Annotated in this window: 15 protein-coding genes; 8 read left to right on the forward strand and 7 right to left on the reverse strand. The window is 64.0% G+C overall.

Going from position 1 to position 17,492, the window contains the following annotated elements; translation table 11 throughout:
• The first annotated feature begins 58 nt into the window (after window positions 1–58).
• From AC5WEY_RS02970 to AC5WEY_RS02980, 3 genes are all read left to right on the forward strand, one after another.
• On the forward strand, window positions 59–2,371 hold the full coding sequence (locus AC5WEY_RS02970) for an ATP-dependent DNA ligase (protein WP_495644620.1): 2,313 nt from the start codon (window positions 59–61) through the stop codon (window positions 2,369–2,371).
• Window positions 2,372–2,602: 231 nt separating this feature from the next.
• On the forward strand, window positions 2,603–3,817 hold the full coding sequence (locus AC5WEY_RS02975) for a lipase family protein (RefSeq protein WP_495644621.1): 1,215 nt from the start codon (window positions 2,603–2,605) through the stop codon (window positions 3,815–3,817).
• A gap of 85 nt (window positions 3,818–3,902) precedes the next feature.
• Window positions 3,903–4,892 carry an iron-siderophore ABC transporter substrate-binding protein gene (locus AC5WEY_RS02980; protein ID WP_495644622.1) on the forward strand — a complete coding sequence of 330 codons (990 nt, stop codon included), beginning with the start codon at window positions 3,903–3,905 and terminating at the stop codon, window positions 4,890–4,892.
• On the opposite strand, the gene AC5WEY_RS02985 is transcribed toward AC5WEY_RS02980, so the two are convergent.
• From AC5WEY_RS02985 to AC5WEY_RS03000, 4 genes are all read right to left on the reverse strand, one after another.
• Complete coding sequence (locus AC5WEY_RS02985) at window positions 4,814–6,772, reverse strand: ABC transporter ATP-binding protein (RefSeq protein ID WP_495644623.1); 1,959 nt, start codon at window positions 6,770–6,772, stop codon at window positions 4,814–4,816. The genes AC5WEY_RS02980 and AC5WEY_RS02985 overlap by 79 nt on opposite strands.
• A gap of 156 nt (window positions 6,773–6,928) precedes the next feature.
• Window positions 6,929–9,244 carry an endopeptidase La gene (gene lon / locus AC5WEY_RS02990; RefSeq protein WP_495644624.1) on the reverse strand — a complete coding sequence of 772 codons (2,316 nt, stop codon included), beginning with the start codon at window positions 9,242–9,244 and terminating at the stop codon, window positions 6,929–6,931.
• A gap of 106 nt (window positions 9,245–9,350) precedes the next feature.
• Entirely contained in the window at window positions 9,351–10,052 is a 702-nt protein-coding gene (locus AC5WEY_RS02995) for a type 1 glutamine amidotransferase domain-containing protein (RefSeq protein ID WP_495644625.1), read from the reverse strand.
• A gap of 48 nt (window positions 10,053–10,100) precedes the next feature.
• Window positions 10,101–10,862: a putative protein N(5)-glutamine methyltransferase gene (locus AC5WEY_RS03000; protein ID WP_495644626.1), complete on the reverse strand. Its 762-nt coding sequence runs from the start codon at window positions 10,860–10,862 to the stop codon at window positions 10,101–10,103.
• Between the two features lie 84 nt (window positions 10,863–10,946).
• Between AC5WEY_RS03000 and AC5WEY_RS03005 the strand changes: the two genes are divergently transcribed.
• Both AC5WEY_RS03005 and AC5WEY_RS03010 read left to right on the forward strand, forming a co-directional pair.
• Window positions 10,947–11,330, forward strand: coding sequence for an MmcQ/YjbR family DNA-binding protein (locus AC5WEY_RS03005; RefSeq protein WP_495644627.1), 384 nt, complete (start codon window positions 10,947–10,949; stop codon window positions 11,328–11,330).
• A 43-nt stretch (window positions 11,331–11,373) separates the two neighbouring features.
• Window positions 11,374–12,195 (forward strand): pentapeptide repeat-containing protein, encoded by an 822-nt coding sequence (locus AC5WEY_RS03010; protein ID WP_495644628.1) that lies wholly within the window; start codon window positions 11,374–11,376, stop codon window positions 12,193–12,195.
• On the opposite strand, the gene AC5WEY_RS03015 is transcribed toward AC5WEY_RS03010, so the two are convergent.
• Window positions 12,184–12,393: a helix-hairpin-helix domain-containing protein gene (locus AC5WEY_RS03015; protein ID WP_057476855.1), complete on the reverse strand. Its 210-nt coding sequence runs from the start codon at window positions 12,391–12,393 to the stop codon at window positions 12,184–12,186. The two genes, AC5WEY_RS03010 and AC5WEY_RS03015, sit on opposite strands and share 12 nt — an antisense overlap.
• Before the next feature lie 35 nt (window positions 12,394–12,428).
• Here AC5WEY_RS03015 and AC5WEY_RS03020 point away from each other — a divergent pair, with 35 nt between their 5' ends.
• A complete protein-coding gene (locus tag AC5WEY_RS03020; RefSeq protein ID WP_495644629.1) occupies window positions 12,429–13,316 on the forward strand; it encodes an oxidoreductase in 888 nt (295 codons plus the stop codon).
• Between the two features lie 16 nt (window positions 13,317–13,332).
• Here the strand turns inward: AC5WEY_RS03020 and AC5WEY_RS03025 are convergent, their stop codons facing one another.
• Both AC5WEY_RS03025 and AC5WEY_RS03030 read right to left on the reverse strand, forming a co-directional pair.
• The gene (locus AC5WEY_RS03025) at window positions 13,333–14,397 is read right to left on the reverse strand and encodes a glycerophosphodiester phosphodiesterase family protein (protein WP_495644630.1); all 1,065 of its coding nucleotides are present in this window, start codon (window positions 14,395–14,397) and stop codon (window positions 13,333–13,335) included.
• A 149-nt stretch (window positions 14,398–14,546) separates the two neighbouring features.
• Window positions 14,547–15,578, reverse strand: coding sequence for a GGDEF domain-containing protein (locus AC5WEY_RS03030; protein WP_495644631.1), 1,032 nt, complete (start codon window positions 15,576–15,578; stop codon window positions 14,547–14,549).
• A gap of 628 nt (window positions 15,579–16,206) precedes the next feature.
• On the opposite strand from AC5WEY_RS03030, the gene AC5WEY_RS03035 reads away from it, so the two are divergent.
• Window positions 16,207–16,581 (forward strand): hypothetical protein, encoded by a 375-nt coding sequence (locus tag AC5WEY_RS03035; RefSeq protein WP_057476851.1) that lies wholly within the window; start codon window positions 16,207–16,209, stop codon window positions 16,579–16,581.
• A gap of 15 nt (window positions 16,582–16,596) precedes the next feature.
• Window positions 16,597–17,481 (forward strand): pirin family protein, encoded by an 885-nt coding sequence (locus tag AC5WEY_RS03040; protein ID WP_057476850.1) that lies wholly within the window; start codon window positions 16,597–16,599, stop codon window positions 17,479–17,481.
• Window positions 17,482–17,492: the final 11 nt, after the last annotated feature.

The following is a 17,492-nucleotide window of genomic DNA, read 5'->3' on the forward strand; positions in this document are numbered from 1 at the left end:
GGATCGAGCCTGTCACAACTTGCTCGCAGGTTCAGACGGCGACCACTAACCTGAGACGATGGCCACGCTCGAGATCGAAGGCCGGAAGGTCTCCGTCACCAACCTCGACAAGGTGCTGTTCCCCGAAACCGGCACCACCAAGGGCGACATCATCGAGTACTACGTCGCCGTTGCGCATGCGATGTTGCCGCACCTCGTCGGCCGTGCCGTCACTCGCAAACGTTGGCCGAACGGTGTCGACCAGTCGTCGTTCTTCGAGAAGAACCTCGCCGCGTCTGCACCCGACTGGCTCGATCGCCGGTCGATGCAGCATTCCGATCGCGTTGTCACCTATCCGCTCTTCTCCACCGCAGCAGATCTGGCGTGGCTGGGCCAACAGGCAGCCATCGAAGCACATGTGCCGCAGTGGCGATTCGACGGCACCGAGCCCGGCCCCGCCACCCGCATGGTCTTCGATCTCGATCCCGGTGATGACGTCGACCTCGCCCGATGCGCCGAAGTCGCCTGCGAGATAAGAGACCTGATCGGCGATATCGGCATGACGGCATATCCCGTCACCAGCGGCAGTAAGGGAATTCACCTGTACGTTCCGCTCGAGAAGCCGTTGTCGACGTCGGGCGCGTCCACCGTCGCCAAACGTGTTGCCACACTTCTCGAAGAGCGCTCACCGGATCGGGTGACCGCCACCATGGCCAAGGCGAAGCGCACCGGCCGAGTGTTCGTCGACTGGAGCCAGAACAACGGCAAGAAGACGACGGTCGCCCCGTATTCGCTCCGGGGACGAACACTTCCCACAGTTGCGGCACCGCGCACTTGGGAGGAGCTCGAATCCTCGGGACTGCAACAGCTTCGGTTCGAGGAAGTCCTCGAGCGACTGACCGACACCGGCGACCACCTTGCCGACCTCGATCCCGCCCTGCACGTAGAGAAAAAGAGATCCGAAAGCGGCTCCAGCACAGACAAACTCGCCAAGTACCGCAGCATGCGAAGCGCGGACCGGACACCCGAGCCGGTGCCCGCGACCGCCGAGCCGCAGGGAAACAACGACACCTTCGTCATCCAAGAGCATCATGCCCGACGCCTGCACTACGACTTCCGACTCGAACACGACGGCGTCCTGGTCTCGTGGGCCGTCCCCAAGAACATCCCGGACGACCCGAAGCAGAATCGTCTGGCGGTTCACACCGAGGACCATCCACTCGAGTACGCGACGTTCTCCGGTCGGATACCGAAGGGCGAGTACGGCGGTGGCGACGTCTCCATCTGGGACAGCGGAATGTACGAGCTGGAGAAGTGGCGCGACGACGAAGTCATAGTCGTCCTGAGTGGATCGAAGGCTCGCGGCAGGTTCGCTCTGATTCGCACCAAGGGCAATCAATGGCTCATGCATCTGATGAAGGACGCACCCGACACCAGCGCAACGACCGAAGATGCGGCCAGCGACAATCCCCCACCCAAGAACATCTCGCCGATGCTCGCCACCGCCGGCGACATCCTGAATCTGGACGGCGAAGAGTGGTCGTTCGAGGGCAAGTGGGACGGGTTCCGCATCGTCGCAGAACTCATGCACGGGTCCATGACGCTTCGCACCCGCAGCGGTAACGATTACACCGAGCAGTTCGGTGCGCTCCAGTCTCTGGCGGACGACCTTGCCGATCACGACGCCGTCGTCGACGGAGAGGTCGTCGTGTTCGACGACAACGGCATCAGCAGCTTCGAGATGCTGCAGAACGCGAACCGTGACGACATCCGATTCATCGCCTTCGACCTGCTCTACCTCGACGGCACCTCACTGCTGCGCAAGAAGTACTCCGATCGTCGACGGCTCCTCGAACTCCTCACCACCGGACTCGACTCGGTGCTGGTGCCCCCGCGACTGATCGGCTCCGCCGAAGACGCCATTGCCGAAAGCCGAGAACGTGGGTGGGAAGGCGTCGTCGCCAAGCGAACCGACTCCGTCTATCAACCCGGCAAGCGCGCCCACACGTGGATCAAACACAAAAACTGGCGGACGCAGGAAGTCGTGATCGGTGGGTGGCGTCGGGGCCAAGGTCGTCGCGCGGGCGGATTCGGCTCGTTGTTGATGGGAATCCCCGACGGGAAACGCCTTCGCTACGTGGGTCGCGTCGGCACTGGGTTCGACGACCGTGCACTCGACACTCTTGCGGCCCTTCTCGCGCCTCTCGAAAGTTCGGAGAGTCCGTTCTCCTCGGTGCTGCCCACCGCCGACAGGAAGGGTGCGGTGTGGGTGGAACCGACTCTCGTCGGCGAAGTCCGGTTCTACGAAGCCACCGAATCAGGGCACCTACGACATCCGAGTTGGCGCGGGTTGCGTCCGGACAAGGCACCGAACGACGTAATTCTCGAGTAGTGCTACATCCGCGCGGCACAGCTTCTCGCATGTTTCCAGAAAACCGGCACCGAGACCGTTCTTCTGTTGCCATAGAATCGCCGAGTGCGTACCGTTCGTTCTATCGTTTCCGGGGGGAGCGTAACGCGTCACGCTTTGTCAGCTATATCGATTTGCGGGCCGGCTCTTCGGGAGCTTGCCGGGTCATCGGAGCGCACGTCGTTCTGATTCAGGCACGGAGGGGATTACTACATGCGGGTTTTCAAATTGGCAGGCGCTGCCACGATAACGGCTGTGGCCGTGTTGTGTTCATCGCTCGTCGGTGCAGGTCAGGCCGCGGCCGACCCGCTGATGCCGACCCCTATCGCAGACGGATTCGGTGCACCGCCCGCAGATCTTTCGGCTCTGCAACCGGGCGACGTCATCTCCAGTCGGCCGATGCCGCCCCCGCCCGGATTCTTCGACGTCGACGTGTGGCAGCTCAAGTTCCGCTCGACCGATTCGGCGGGTGATCCCATTGCGGCGATCAACACCATTCTGGTTCCGCGCAACAAAGCGCCCAATGGCCCGTTGCTTTCTTACCAACACATCATCAATGCGCTCGGTCTCGAATGTGCACCTTCACAAGCACTCTGGACCAACGACCCCAACCTTGCGATTCGCGAAGCTCCGGCCCTGAACGCTGTACTGCAGCGCGGTTGGACCGTCGCTATCGCTGATCACCTCGGACCCAGAAGCGCCTACGGTGCCGCCAAGCTCGGCGGTCAGATCGTGCTCGACAGCATTCGTGCCACGCAGCGTTTCGATCCTATCCAGGTTCGAGACAGCCGAGTTGCCCTGGCCGGCTACTCCGGTGGCGGCATGGCGACGGCATGGGCCGCGGCGTTGCAGAACGACTACGCACCGGAGCTGAACATCGTCGGTAGCGCCGCCGGTGGCGCGCCGATGAACCTCGAGCGCATGGCACGTGATCTCGGTTTCGCTCCACACCCGATGTTCGGACTGGCGTTCGCCGCCGCACTCGGCATCGAACGCGAGTACCCCAGCCGCATCCCGATCAGTTCTCAGCTGAACGCGGTGGGGAAGGACATCGAGCGCAAGATGCAGAACGGGTGCACCAACGACATCATCGCCGCGGGTGCCGGCAAGAGCGCCATGGAGGTCGCCGGAACGCTGGACCTGATCAACAGTCCGGAGGCGCTCGCCGCCGTCAACGAGAACAGCGTCGAGATGTACCCGGGCGTTCCGAAGGCACCGTTCTTCGAGTGGCACAGCCCCTCCGACGCATTGATCCCGGTCAGTGCCATCGACAACACGATTGACCGTTACTGCCGCGCCGGAGTACTGGTAACCGAGGTGAAGGTGCCGAGCAACGACCACCTGACCGCTGCAGTACTCGGATTACCGCAGGCACTCGAATGGATCGATCAGCGATTCGCAGGAGTACCTGCCACGACCAACTGCTGATTGCCCAGTCCGACCCGGGCTCATGATCACAACCCAAAAGGATCGGTTAGGCTAACCTCGCTAAGTTTCCGTGCGAGGAGATCACATGAAGAAGTCAGTACAGCTCGTCGCCGCCGGTGCCTCAGTTCTGGCACTGGCGGTCGGCTGTTCGTCGGACAATACGACCGCCACATCCGGTGGTTCCGGAAGCGACGCGGGTTTCCCCGTCACCATCGAGCACAAGTTCGGTGAGACGGTCGTCGACGCCGAGCCCACCCGCGTGGTGACCATCGGGTTCAACGAGCAGGACTTCGCGCTTGCGCTGGGGGTCAAGCCCGTCGCGACGCGCGGCAACCTGAGCTACGACTACCGGCAGCGCCCGTGGGCCCAGGAGGCGCTCGGCGGCACCGAGATTCCCGAGGTCGGCAGCACCGACCTCAACCTCGAACAGATCGCCGCGCAGGCACCCGATCTGATCCTCGGGCCGTACTCGTTCATCGATCAGGGCCAGTACGACCAGCTTTCGGGAATGGCTCCGACGATCGCCGACATCGGCGGCTACGACAATGTGCCCGCGGCAACCTGGCAAGAGGAGTTCGCGGTCGTCGGCGAAGCCCTCGGCAAGAGTCAGGAAGCGCAGGACCAGACGGCCGCGCTCGAGCAGAAGTTCGCCACCACCGAGTCCGACAACCCCCAGTTCACCGGCAAGTCACTGTCTCTCGCGTTCGTCATGGACGACGGCAGCTACCTGCTGCTCGGCAAGGATGACATCCGCGCGCTGTTCTTCACCGACCTCGGCTTCGAGATTCCCGACGCATCCGAGACGATCAGTCCCGAGAACCTCGGGCGTCTCGACACCGACGTCCTCGTCATCGCCGGCCAGAGCCGCGAGCAACTCCAGGCGAACCCATTGATCGCGGCCCTCGACGTCGTGAAGCAGGATCGAACCGTCTACATCGGCTCCTTCAGCACCGATCTACCCTCGGCGCTGGGCTATTCGAGCCCGCTGTCGCTGGACTACGCGATCGACGGATTCACCCCGATGCTCGCCGCGGCAACCGACGACGACCCGTCCACCGTCGTGCCGGCACCCTGAAAGGTCTGATCCGACCTTCCCGACTGTGCGAACTGCGTCCGATGCAGCTCCTCGTAGCGGCCTCCCGCCGCGAGGAGCTCGTCGTGCGTGCCTCGCTCCGCGATTCGCCCGTCCTCGATCACCAGGATCACATCTGCTGCCCTGATGGTCGACAATCGGTGCGCGATCACCACCGAGGTTTTCCCATCCAACGCCTCGGCCAACGCCGCCTGCACCGCGGCCTCGGAGGTGGAATCGAGTGACGCCGTGGCCTCGTCGAGAATGACGACCCGTGGCTGCGCGATCAGCAACCGCGCAATTGTCAGGCGCTGACGCTCACCACCGGAGAGCCGATATCCACGTTCTCCGACGACCGTGTCCAGGCCGTCGGGCAGGGAACGCACGAGATCCGCGAGCCTGGCCCTGGACAGGGCATCCCACACTTCGTCGTCGGTCGCACCGGGCCTCGGCAATACCAGGTTGGACCGGATGCTCTCGTGGAACAGGTGACCGTCTTGGGTCACCATTCCGACTGTGCCGCGGACGGATTCGGCCGTCAGATCGCGCACGTCGATACCGCCGAGCCGGACGGCACCACCGTCGACGTCGTACAGACGAGCGATCATCTGCGCAATCGTGGACTTGCCGGCACCGGAGGACCCGACCAGCGCCACCATCTGACCCGGCTCGGCGCGGAACGATACACCGTGCAGAACCTGTTCTCCGCCGCGCGAATCCAAGGTCGCCACCTCTTCCAGCGAGGCAAGCGAGACCTTGTCCGCCGAGGGGTACGCGAACCGAACATCGTCGAGTTCGACGGCCACCGGACCCGCAGGCAGAGTCTTGGCATCGGGCTTGTCGGTGATGAGCGGGACGAGATCGAGCACCTCGAAAACCCGCTCGAAACTCACCAGAGCGCTCATCACCTCCACGCGTGCGCTCGCCAGCGCGGTCAGTGGTGAGTAGAGCCGCGCGAGCAGAAGCGACAGTGCTACAACCGAACCCGGATCGAGTGACCCCCGGAGGGCATAGAAGCCGCCCAAGCCGTACACCACGGCCAGAGCGAGCGCCGAGACCAAGGTCAGCGCCGTCACGAAGACTGTTTGCACCATGGCACTTCGGACGCCGATATCGCGCACACGCCGGGCGCGGACCGCGAACTCGACCGATTCCTGCTCGGGATGACCGAACAGCTTGACCAGCGTCGCCCCGGGAGCCGAGAAACGCTCGGTCATCTGCGTGCTCATCGCCGAATTGTGCGCGGCCGCTTCACGTTGCAACCGTGCGAGGCGTCGGCCCATCCGGCGAGCGGGAAGCACGAACACCGGCAGCAGAATCAACGCGAGAAGCGTGATCTGCCAGGATATTCCGATCATCACCACCAGGGTCAGCGCCAACGTCACCAGGTTGCTGACGACTCCCGAGAGCGTGGTGCTGAATGCGCGCTGCGCTCCGATCACGTCGTTGTTCAGCCGACTCACGAGCGCACCGGTACGCGTTCGCGTGAAGAAGGCGATCGGCATGCGTTGGACATGGTCGAACACTGCGGTCCGCAGATCCAGGATCAAGCTTTCGCCGATGTTCGCCGAGAGCCACCGATTGATCAGACCGACCACGGCGTCCACCAGAGCAATCGCCGCGATTGCGATCGCCAGCAGCACCACCACGCGCAACTCTCGTCCGTCGACGATGGCGTTCACCACCCGGCCGGCCAGTACCGGCGTGGCCACCGCGAGCACGGCGGATGCCACGCTGAGCACCAGGAACCCGCCGAGAGCGCGGCGATGTGGTGCTGCGAACGTCAGAATCCTGCGAGCCGTCTCCTTCGAGAACGACGACCGAGTATCGGGCCTGTTCATCGACCGATACATCTGGTTCCAGGCGGTCATCTCCATGCTCATGTCTTCACCCTCATATGTTCGCCCTCATGTCGTCGCCCTCATATCGTCAACGTAGAACCTCGACATAGCTCGAGGTCAAGCCCGGGTGCCCTTACCAGGACTGGGCGTGCAGCCGGCCCCGAGTCGCACTCGGGGCCGGCCACGGGTAGTGCAGTCTCACGCCGCCGCGGCTGCTGACGCGGGCTCCAGCGCGAGCGCCAGGATGTCGGCGACATCGGTCATCGGACGGACGTCCAACGCTTCCAGCACTTCTGCGGGCACATCGTCCAGATCCGGTTCGTTGCGCGCCGGGATGAACACCGTCTTCAGCCCCGCTCGTTGCGCAGCGAGCAACTTCTGCTTCACCCCGCCGATCGGCAGCACCCGGCCGTTCAACGTGACCTCACCGGTCATGCCGACGTCCGATCGCACCGGCCGTCCGGTGGCCATCGACACCAGCGCCGTCACCATGGTCACGCCCGCCGACGGACCGTCCTTCGGCACCGCGCCCGCCGGAACGTGCACGTGGATGCTGCGATCGAGCGATTCGGGTGTGACACCGAATTGTGCTGCGTGCGAGCGCACGTACGACAACGCGATCTGCGCAGATTCCTTCATCACGTCGCCCAGCTGACCGGTGAGCTTCAACCCGGGATCGCCGTCCGTCGAGGCCGCCTCTATGAACAGCACATCACCGCCGAGTCCAGTGACCGCCAGACCCGTTGCCACACCGGGCACTTCGGTCCGCTCGTGTGCCTCGGGGGTGAAGCGAGGACGACCGAGGTAGGTCACCAGATCCGGCTCGTCGATCTGCAGCACGTCGGCGGTACCCACGAGTTTCGTAGCCACCTTGCGTAGGGCCTTTGCCAACAAACGCTCCAGTTGCCGCACGCCGGGCTCGCGGGTGTAGTCGGCAGCGATCTTCCGCAGTGCGGCGTCGGTCACCGTCACCTCCTCGGACGTGACCGCAGCCCTGTCCATCTGACGGGGAAGCAGATAGTTCCGGGCGATGACGACCTTGTCGTCCTCGGTGTATCCGTCGATGGTCACCAGTTCCATACGATCGAGCAACGGGCCGGGAATCTGGTCGATCACGTTGGCCGTGGCGAGGAACACCACGTCGGACAGGTCGAGATCGAGGTCGAGGTAGTGATCACGGAACGTGTGGTTCTGCGCCGGGTCCAGCACCTCGAGCAGAGCGGCACTGGGGTCACCGCGGTAATCGGATCCGACCTTGTCGATTTCGTCCAGCAACACAACGGGATTCATCGACCCCGCCTCGCCGATGGCCCGTACGATTCGGCCCGGCAGTGCGCCGACGTAGGTGCGGCGGTGCCCACGGATCTCGGCCTCGTCACGAACACCACCGAGAGCGACGCGCACGAAGGTGCGGCCGAGCGCGCGTGCAACGGACTCGCCCAACGAGGTCTTACCTACCCCGGGCGGGCCCGCGAGCACCATGACAGCGCCGGATCCGCGGCCGCCGACGGACTGCAGACCTCGTTCGGAGCGGCGCGCACGGACGGCCAGATACTCCACGATGCGATCCTTCACATCGTCGAGTCCGTGATGATCCGCGTCGAGAACTGCACGGGCAGAATCGATATCGGTGTTGTCGGTCGTGGTGTTGCTCCACGGTAGGTCGAGCACGGTGTCGAGCCAGGTTCGAATCCAGCCAGATTCCGGACTTTGATCACTGGCACGCTCCAACTTGCCGACCTCGCGCAGGGCCTGTTCGCGCACCTTCTCTGGCAGGTCGGCAGCCTCGACGCGGCCTCGGTAGTCGTCGGCACCGTCGGGCTCGTCCTCGCCGAGTTCCTTGCGAATGGCAGCCAATTGCTGGCGGAGCAAGAACTCCTTCTGAGTCTTCTCCATCCCCTCGCGGACATCACCGGAGATCTTGTCGTTCACCTCGACCTCGGCCAGATGGGCCTTGGTCCAGTCGATGAGCGACGTCAATCGAGTTGCCACGTCCGGTGTTTCGAGAAGGTCGCGCTTCTGAACGTCGGTGAGGTACGACGCATAACCCGCGGTATCGGCGATCGCGCTCGGATCGGTGAGCTTGTTGACCGAGTCGATCACCTGCCAGGCGTCACGGCGTTGCAGCATCGCGACTACCAGCTGCTTGTATTCCGCCGCAAGGGCTTTGAGTTCCTCACTCGCGGCTTCGTCTACGACGGTCTCGGCCTCCACCCACAGGGCAGCACCGGGACCACTGACCCCGTGGCCGATGTGTGCGCGGCGCGTGGCCTTGATGACGGCCGCCGGCCTTCCGTCGGCCAGGCGTCCCATCTGCACGATGGTGGCAAGAACGCCGTAGGCGGCGTAACGATCTTCGAGTCGGGGCGCGACTAGCAAAGTCCCGTCGTTGCTTGCCTTCGCTGCGTCGACGGCGGCGCGTGCGGCCTCGTCGAGTTCGACGGGCACCACCATTCCAGGCAGGACTATCGGATCGGTCAGGAACAGTACGGGGACTCGAACGGTTTCGGTCACTTCTCCTCCAAAGATTGAGCTATCCGGACTCAACTTCGAAAGCAGTAGTGATGTTCCCGCCGCTGACCGGTGTTCTCCGTGGGCAGAACACCGGCCGCCGGGAGGACTACTTCAGCGAGCTGACCAGCTTTTCCGCGAGCGGCCGCGTCGAGGCCGGGTTCTGTCCGGTGTAGAGGTTCCGGTCGACGACCACGTGCGGCGACCACGCATCGGCGTTCTCGAACTTGGCACCGTTGTCCCGCAGCCGGGTCTCGAGAAGCCACGGAGCCTTGTCGGCAAGGCCGGCCTGGGTCTCTTCCTCGTCGGTGAAACCGGTGAGCTCGTACCCGTCGAAGGCCCAGGATCCATCGGAGCGCACGGCGGGCAGCAGGGCGGCGGGCGCGTGGCACACCGCGGAGACCACCTTGTTCGCGTCGAGGAAGTCGACCACGAGCGCGCCGAAGCTTGTCGACACGGCGAGATCCTCCATCGGGCCGTGGCCGCCGGGGACGAACACGACGTCGAAGTCCGAGGCCTTCTGATCCTCCAGCACGGCGGGCGAGGACAGGATCGACTCGATCGACGCGAGGTAGCTCTTCTGATCCGCGACCTTCTGCTCGTCACCGCCGTTGGCGTCGACTGCCAGGCTGCCCTCGTCGACGACCGGTGCTTTACCGCCCGGCGTGGCCACGGTTATGTCCCATCCTGCGTCCACGAAGGTGCGGTGAGATTCGACGAGCTCTTCGGCCCAGTACCCGGTGGGATGCTTGCTTCCGTCGTTCAGGGTCCAGTGGTCGGCAGCGGTTACAGCGAACAGCAATGTAGTCATGGGCCGGGAATGCCACCAAGACCCGCTATCGAAACACGAGTTGGATCACTATTCGCTGATCGAACCGATCACCACGACGGCATCGAACGTCTCGGATTGGCTGGTACTGGCCGCGAACCCCGCCTCCGAAAATGCCTGTATCGTCGAATTCGCCAGTAGCGCGCTGGTTTCGATGAGCAAACTGCCATGCGGAGCCAGCCACACATGGGCCTGCGCTGCAACACGGCGATGGAGATGAGCACCGTCCACGCCGCCGTCGAGCGCGACGTGCGGCTCGTGGAGTCGCGCCTCCCTCGGCATCAGCCCGATCTCGCCCGTCGGGACATACGGGGCGTTGACGACTATCGCGTCGAATCTGTGGTGCAGTTCCTGCGGCAGCGCGTCGAACAGGTCGCCGCGGTACACGGTGCCTCCGACGGCATCGAGGTTTCGTTCGGCGCACTCCACCGCCGCGGCGTCGACATCGGCCGCATGCAACTCGATGACGCCAGGGACCGACAGCCCGATCGCACCGGACCCACAACACAGGTCGAGGAGCGCCGAAGGATGCAGTGCGGCAACACATTCGACGAGGAACTCGGTGCGGCGACGGGGAACGAACACGCCCGGTTCGACGGCGATGCGTCGACCACAGAACCACACCCACCCGACGACGTGCTCCAGCGGTTCACCGGCGATGCGACGCCTCAGCATTTCTACGAGCTCTCCCGGGTTCGAGGCGGACTCGACGAGGACCTCGGCTTCCTCCTCGGCGAACACACACCCGGCAGCGCGCAACGCGGACACCACCTCGTCGAACCCTGGTTCCACCGCGGACGACCTCCTGGATTGCTGTGCGCCCAGCTGCCCCGTTGAAATACTGTAGCCCGGTATGTGGCAGGAGAGGAGAGGTCGATGAACTGGGATTTCACAGTCCGTCGAATATGCCTGGCGCTGCCCGAGACGTACGAAGAGCAAGCCTGGGTCGGTACCCGCTGGCGGATACGCGGTCGGACGTTTGCCCACCTGCTCGAGATTCGCGACGGTGGTCCGCCGGCGTTCGCGAAGGCCGCAGGTACCGACGGCCCGGCCACCGTCCTCGTTTTCCGTTCCCGCGGAACAGAACTCGACGCATTGTCGAATCGACACGGCTTCTTCGCTCCAGGTTGGGGTCCGGAGATCATCGGCATGAAACTCGACGGCTCCGTGGACCGCGTCGAACTCGGCGAGCTGATCACCGAGAGTTACTGCACCAGGGCACCGAAGAAACTGATCGCGCTTCTCGATCCACCCGAGTGAATCTCGTTTGACCCGGCCTTGCGTCGAGGGACAGAGTGGACGTATGCATGCGCCCGAGAACTTGCTGGCCGATTGCGGCAGTTGTTTCGGGCTCTGTTGCGTCGCATTACCCTTCTCGAAGTCGTCGGATTTCGCAATGGACAAGGCCGCCGGGGAGCCGTGCCGCAACCTCCTCGAGGATTCGCGTTGCGGCATTCACTCGTCGCTCCGGGAGAAGGGTTTTCCCGGGTGCACGGTCTACGACTGCTTCGGTGCGGGCCAGAAAGTGTCGCAGTCGACGTTCGAGGGACGGGACTGGCGGCAGCAGCCGTCGAACGCGTCGGAGATGTTCGCGGTTTTCCCGGTGATGCGTGATCTGCACGAACTGCTCTGGTATCTGGCGGATGCGCGTAGCCGACAGTCGACCGGCAGCCTGCATACCCGGCTCACCAGCGAGTACGACGAACTGGATTCGCTCACGTCGGCGACTCCCGACATCCTGATGTCGGTCGACGTCTCCGCCATGCGCTCACGAATCAACGAAGTACTGCTGGACGCAAGCGATCTGGTGCGCGCCGAGGTATCGGGCAAGAAGCCGAACTACCGTGGACGCGACCTGATCGGCGCAAAGCTGGCCGATGCCGATCTGCGCGGCGCGAGCTTACGCGGCACGTATCTCATCGGAGCCGACCTACGCAGAGCCGACCTGCGGCTCGCCGATGTGATCGGCGCGGACCTTCGGGGTGCCGACCTCCGTGGCGCAGACCTGCGCGGCAGCATCTATGCCACCCAGTTCCAGATCGATGCGGCACGGGGTGATCGAGCAACTCGACTGCCCCGATCCCTGACCGGTCCGAGTCACTGGGACGGACCCTCAGCCGAGTGATCTACCGGTCTGCTCGAGTGCTGCCTGGACGACCGCGAGCGCCTTCGGGCCTACCCCGTGCAGTGTTCTCAACTCTGCCGCCGACACACCTGCGAGGTCGTCGAGACACCGATAACCGGCCGCACGGAACGCCCGGGACGCAGGATTTCCGGTCCCCTTCGGAAAGTCCGGATGTTCGTCGGATTCTGCTGTGCTCACAGGCGGATCCTAGAGCAGACCGGTAGCCTGACGCCGTGCCTGAAACCAAGCAGAGACGCGTTGTCATCACCGGAGCGAACACCGGTATCGGCTACTTCACCGCCTTGGAGTTCGCGAAACGTGGCGACCATGTGACGCTGGCGTGCCGTAACCAGGAGAAAGCCGAGTCCGCAGCGGCGAAGATCCGAGCGGAGGCACCGAACGGAACCGTCGACACGGCAACTCTGAATCTCGCCGACCTGGCCTCGGTGCGGACCTATGCCGATTCGGCTCCCGAGTCGATCGACGTACTGATCAACAACGCAGGCGTCATGATGCCGGCCTCTCGGACCGAGACCGAGGACGGATTCGAGCTGCAGCTCGGCACCAATCACCTCGGTCACTTCGCCCTGACCGGCCTGCTGTTTCCCAAGCTCGCCGACGACGCGAAGATCACCACCATCGCCTCCGTCGCGCACCGTCAGCGCCCTAAACTGGACTTCGACAATCTCCAGCTCGAGCGGGGCTACAACGCTCAGCGTGGGTACGCGAACTCCAAGCTCGCGAACATCCTGTTCGCGCTGGAACTACAGCGCCGGATCGACAAAGCCGGATCGAAAGTGACCAGCAATGCTGCGCACCCCGGTATCTCCTCGACCGAGCTGTACACGAGCCCGGACGGCTTGGGCAGCAACAAGATCCTGGGGGCACTGGCACCCATCGGATTGAAGTTCATCTCGCAATCTGCCCGTGCCGGATCACTTCCGACGATCTATGCCGTCGACGTCGCGGGCGGCGGCACCTACAGCGGCCCCACATCGCTGTTCGAATCACGGGGCAAGCCAGGCCCGGCGTCGATGACTCGCATGGCACAGGATCCCGCTCTCGCGGCAAAGCTGTGGGACGTCAGCGAGAAGTTGACCGGGGTCGGCTACCCGCTGTAAGTCTCCCGCCGCGCACTCACCGCGCGGGTTCTGGCAGCGGAAGTCCGCGCTCGCTCATGACGGTGCGCACGCGGTCGGGGTAGTCGGTGATCAGCCCGTCGACGCCCAGGTCCATCAAGGCACGCATCGTGTCGGGGTCGTCGACGGTCCAGGGGATTACTCGGATTCCGCGCTCGTGGGCGGCGTCGACCATTGCCTGCGTGACAAAGAGATCGAAGTCGGGGTCGCCGACCTTGCCGCTTTGCGGGTTTCCCTGCACCGGCGAGTAGGCGGACGCTCCGAACGAATCGATCGCGGCGATCGCGTCTCCACCGAAATCGTCGATGTCCAGTCCGCCGAGCCAGGGTGAAGCACCGTCCTGGCCGACCTGCAAGAAGTCGCCATTGGTCAGCGCGACCACCGGCACCTCGGGCTCGTCGTCTCGAACCAGTTTCAGTGCGCCCCAGTCGAAGCTCTGCACAGTGATCCGGTCCAGCATGCCTGCTTCCTCGATCGTCCCCAGCACGGTGTCGACGAACTGTTCGCGTGGAGCGGTTTCGGTCGGGCTGCCTGCCTCGACCTTTGTTTCGACGTTCAGCTTCACGTCCGGCGCGTCGACCGACTTCACCAGATCCAGCACCTCGGTGAGCGTCGGCATGCGAGCACCGGGCACGCGTCGTTGCTCCGGGTAGTCCGCGAGCGGCAACGCACCGCAATCGAGTGTGCGGATCTGCGCGAGAGTCAGTGTGTTGACGAACTTTCCGACGTACGGAAAGTCCGGGTCTCCCGGCGTGGATGCACCGGTGTCGATGCACTTCTTGTCGGAAACCTTGCGGTCGTGCGTGACGATCGCGACGCCGTCCTCGGTGATCTGAGTGTCCAGTTCGAGGGTGCTGACTCCGAGTTGCAGTGCATTGGAGAACGATTCGATCGTGCTCTCGGTGACCAGGCCCAGGCCGCCGCGATGCGCCTGCAGGTCGAACGAGCCGAGTGGTGCCGAGCCACTTTCCGGCAATGCCGGGTCTGTGGTCGATTCGGTTCCGCACGCGGTCAGAGCCAGAGCGGAAACGCATGCCACAGCCATGTATCTCACGAATCGCATGGTCGGCGAGGCTACGGGAGATCGGTGTCCAGTGAGTTCCCGCGCAGTGAATTCCCGGCACCCGCGAGGTAGACGGCGATCGGATGCCGCAGCGCCGCAACGTCCTTCGATGTCCGACGGCCGAACATGGTCCACACAACGGTCCCCGTCTACATCGTCTCCAGCATCGTTCGGTTTCCGCCCGACGACTTCGCGCGGTACATGTGCGAATCAGCCGCACGCGTAGCGGCATTGACCACTTTCAACCCTGATTTCCAGGCAGCGGAACCTGGAGGGAGCACCACTGCACCCGCACTCACCGTCACCGGTATCGGGTCCGACCGATGAGTCAGGGTCTCGCTGACCTCGAGCGCCAGCGCGCACAATTGTTCCGTCTCACCGACGAGGACGGCAACGAACTCCTCACCGCCTGTTCGAGCTACCACCCCCGACGTTCCGACGTGGCTGCAGAGTCTCTCGGCGACCAACACGATGACGGCGTCGCCCTGGTCGTGTCCGTAACGGTCGTTGACGGCCTTGAACCGATCGATGTCCACGAGAACGAGAGCGAACGCCAATTGCTTGCCATGAGCGACGGCCCACAGATCTTCGATCGCGTTCTGCAGACCGCGTCTGTTCTTCGCTCGGGTCAGCGGATCGACCTCGGATTGTCGTGCATCCTCGGACACCAACGACCACGCGATCTGCGCGAAGATCGGGACACCCGACGTGGCACCCGACGCGACCAGCACGGCGGCGATCGCATCCCACGGACCCCATAGACCCTGCACGTACGCGGCCGCACCGATGTAGAGGATCACCAAGTTGGCGAATACGAGATGCGCGACAAGCAGTTTCGGGCCGAGGAAGAAGGTGCACATCGACCCGGTCATCGCAAAGAGGAACGTGCCGATCAACGCCGACGTGGGCACATCGAGGAGGATCACGGACGCAAGGCCCACATCGCCGAACACCAGGAACGCGACCAACTGCCACTTGCGGTCGGGCAATGGGCCGACCAGCAACCACACGATCACGGCGACCTGCAGAACCAGGACGAAAATCACGTAGGCGACGGGACCCGTACCGGTCGGACCGTTCGGCGAGCCCAACATGAGAATCGACACGGCGGCATACAGCGCGACACAGCCGGCGAACACGACTCGGAGCAAACGGTGCAGGGGACGGGTCGACTTGTGCACGAAGACCCAGTCGAAGTCGTGCGGAGTGACGAACCAGTGGCGAACTACTTGTGCAGCGCTGGGTTCGGGGCCGAGCGCAGGAGTGACGAGGCCAGAGATCGATCTCGGCCGCGACGCCGAGATCGATCGTGCGCGGTGCCGACTGCGTGTCTTGCCATGAACCCGAACAGAACCATCGGTTCGATCAACCGGCGATGGATTGTGCCGCGAGGCGGGCAGTCGGAAGTCTTTGCGCATGAGGGCTCCCCCTGGTGAAACGAATTGGCCCCGCTGACGCAGCCTACCGATCCGCGTTTCGTTCAGCGACGAAACTGGTCGTTTGGGCATAGAAATCGCCGGTTACCTGGTGAGTTACGCCGACAGATCGGGCGAAGCGCCTCGACGGGCGGCGGTACGAACATTGCTCGGATCGACATGTCCCCATTGGCCGAATGCGGGCGAGGATCCGCGCCGAGGTCCGTGGGCACTCACCTCGCAAAATAAGGGAGACACCCACTACTGACGGCGGTCGGGGGCGACAGCAGCAGCGGGTGTCTCACCTTGCATTCGCTGCCCTCCACAGGGTGGATGGGTCCGGATGGGAAATTCTTTCGAAGTTTTTCGGCCCGCCTGGGCATAGCCTGTGACCATGCCTTTCACAGCAGCGAACCACTACGACTTCAGTGGCGACGACATGGCCGGGACCGTCGACGCCCACAGATCCGCCGGAGTCTGGGCGGCGCAACTCGTACTCAGTGGTGAGACGCTCGAATCGACCGACGTCACCCGTTCCGATCTGGGGTTCGAGGTGCGCACCCTCGTGCAGACCCTCTCGGACGGCAACCGGACACACCTGCTGGTCGTGTTGCCTCGCGTCACCATCGACGCCGATGACAGCCAATCCGTCACCTTCACCTCCTACGCAGTGCTGTACACCGTGCACGGCGGGTCCTCCGAGCAGCACGGTGTGGCCGAGTCCTACGACGTGCGGTTGCTCAGCGGAACCGCATCGCTCGTCCAGTAGACATCGGGAGCACACATGATCCAGGTCCTCACCCCTCGCGAAGTTCCACTCGGCGGTCCCCGCGCCATGAAAGTTCGTCGCACCCTGCCCCACAAGGACCGATCCCTTATCGGTGCATGGTGTTTCGCCGATCACTACGGCCCGGAACGCTCGCGTATGGACGTCGCACCGCACCCGCACACCGGATTGCAGACGGTCAGCTGGCTGTTCTCGGGCGAGATCGAGCACCGCGACAGTGTCGGTTCGCACGCTATGGTCCGGCCAGGCGAACTGAACCTGATGACGGCCGGTCGCGGCATCAGTCACTCCGAGGTATCCACACCGCAGACCGACATCCTGCACGGCATGCAGTTGTGGGTCGCTCTTCCGGCCGTGTCCCGTTTCGTTGCGCCGACATTCGAGCACTATGTGCCCGAGCCGGTCACTGCACCCGGCCTCACCGCCCGGGTGTTCCTCGGCACCGTGCTGGGCGAGACCTCCCCGGTGTCGACGTTCACCCCGTTGCTCGGGGCAGAGATGGTGCTCGACGCCGGTGCGCGGGTGACTCTCGAGGTCGACCCGACGTTCGAGCACGGGATCATCGTGGACCGAGGATCGATGACCCTGGCCGACACCGAGCTGAGTCCTGCCGAACTGGGTTATGTCGAACCCGGTGAACACGAACTGCACCTGCACAATTCGACGCAGGATCCGGTTCGGTTCCTGCTACTGGGCGGTCCGCCGTTCGGCGAGCAGATCGTGATGTGGTGGAACTTCGTCGGCCGCAGTCACGACGACGTCGTCGAGTATCGCGCGGCCTACGAGGCCGAGAACGGCCAATTCGGCACCGTCGAGGGCTACCCCGGCCCGCGGCTCCATGCGCCCGAACTTCCGAACGCCCGCATGAAACCTCGCGGCTGACTGCCGAGCAG

The organism is Rhodococcoides sp. S146-33 (assembly GCF_059489205.1).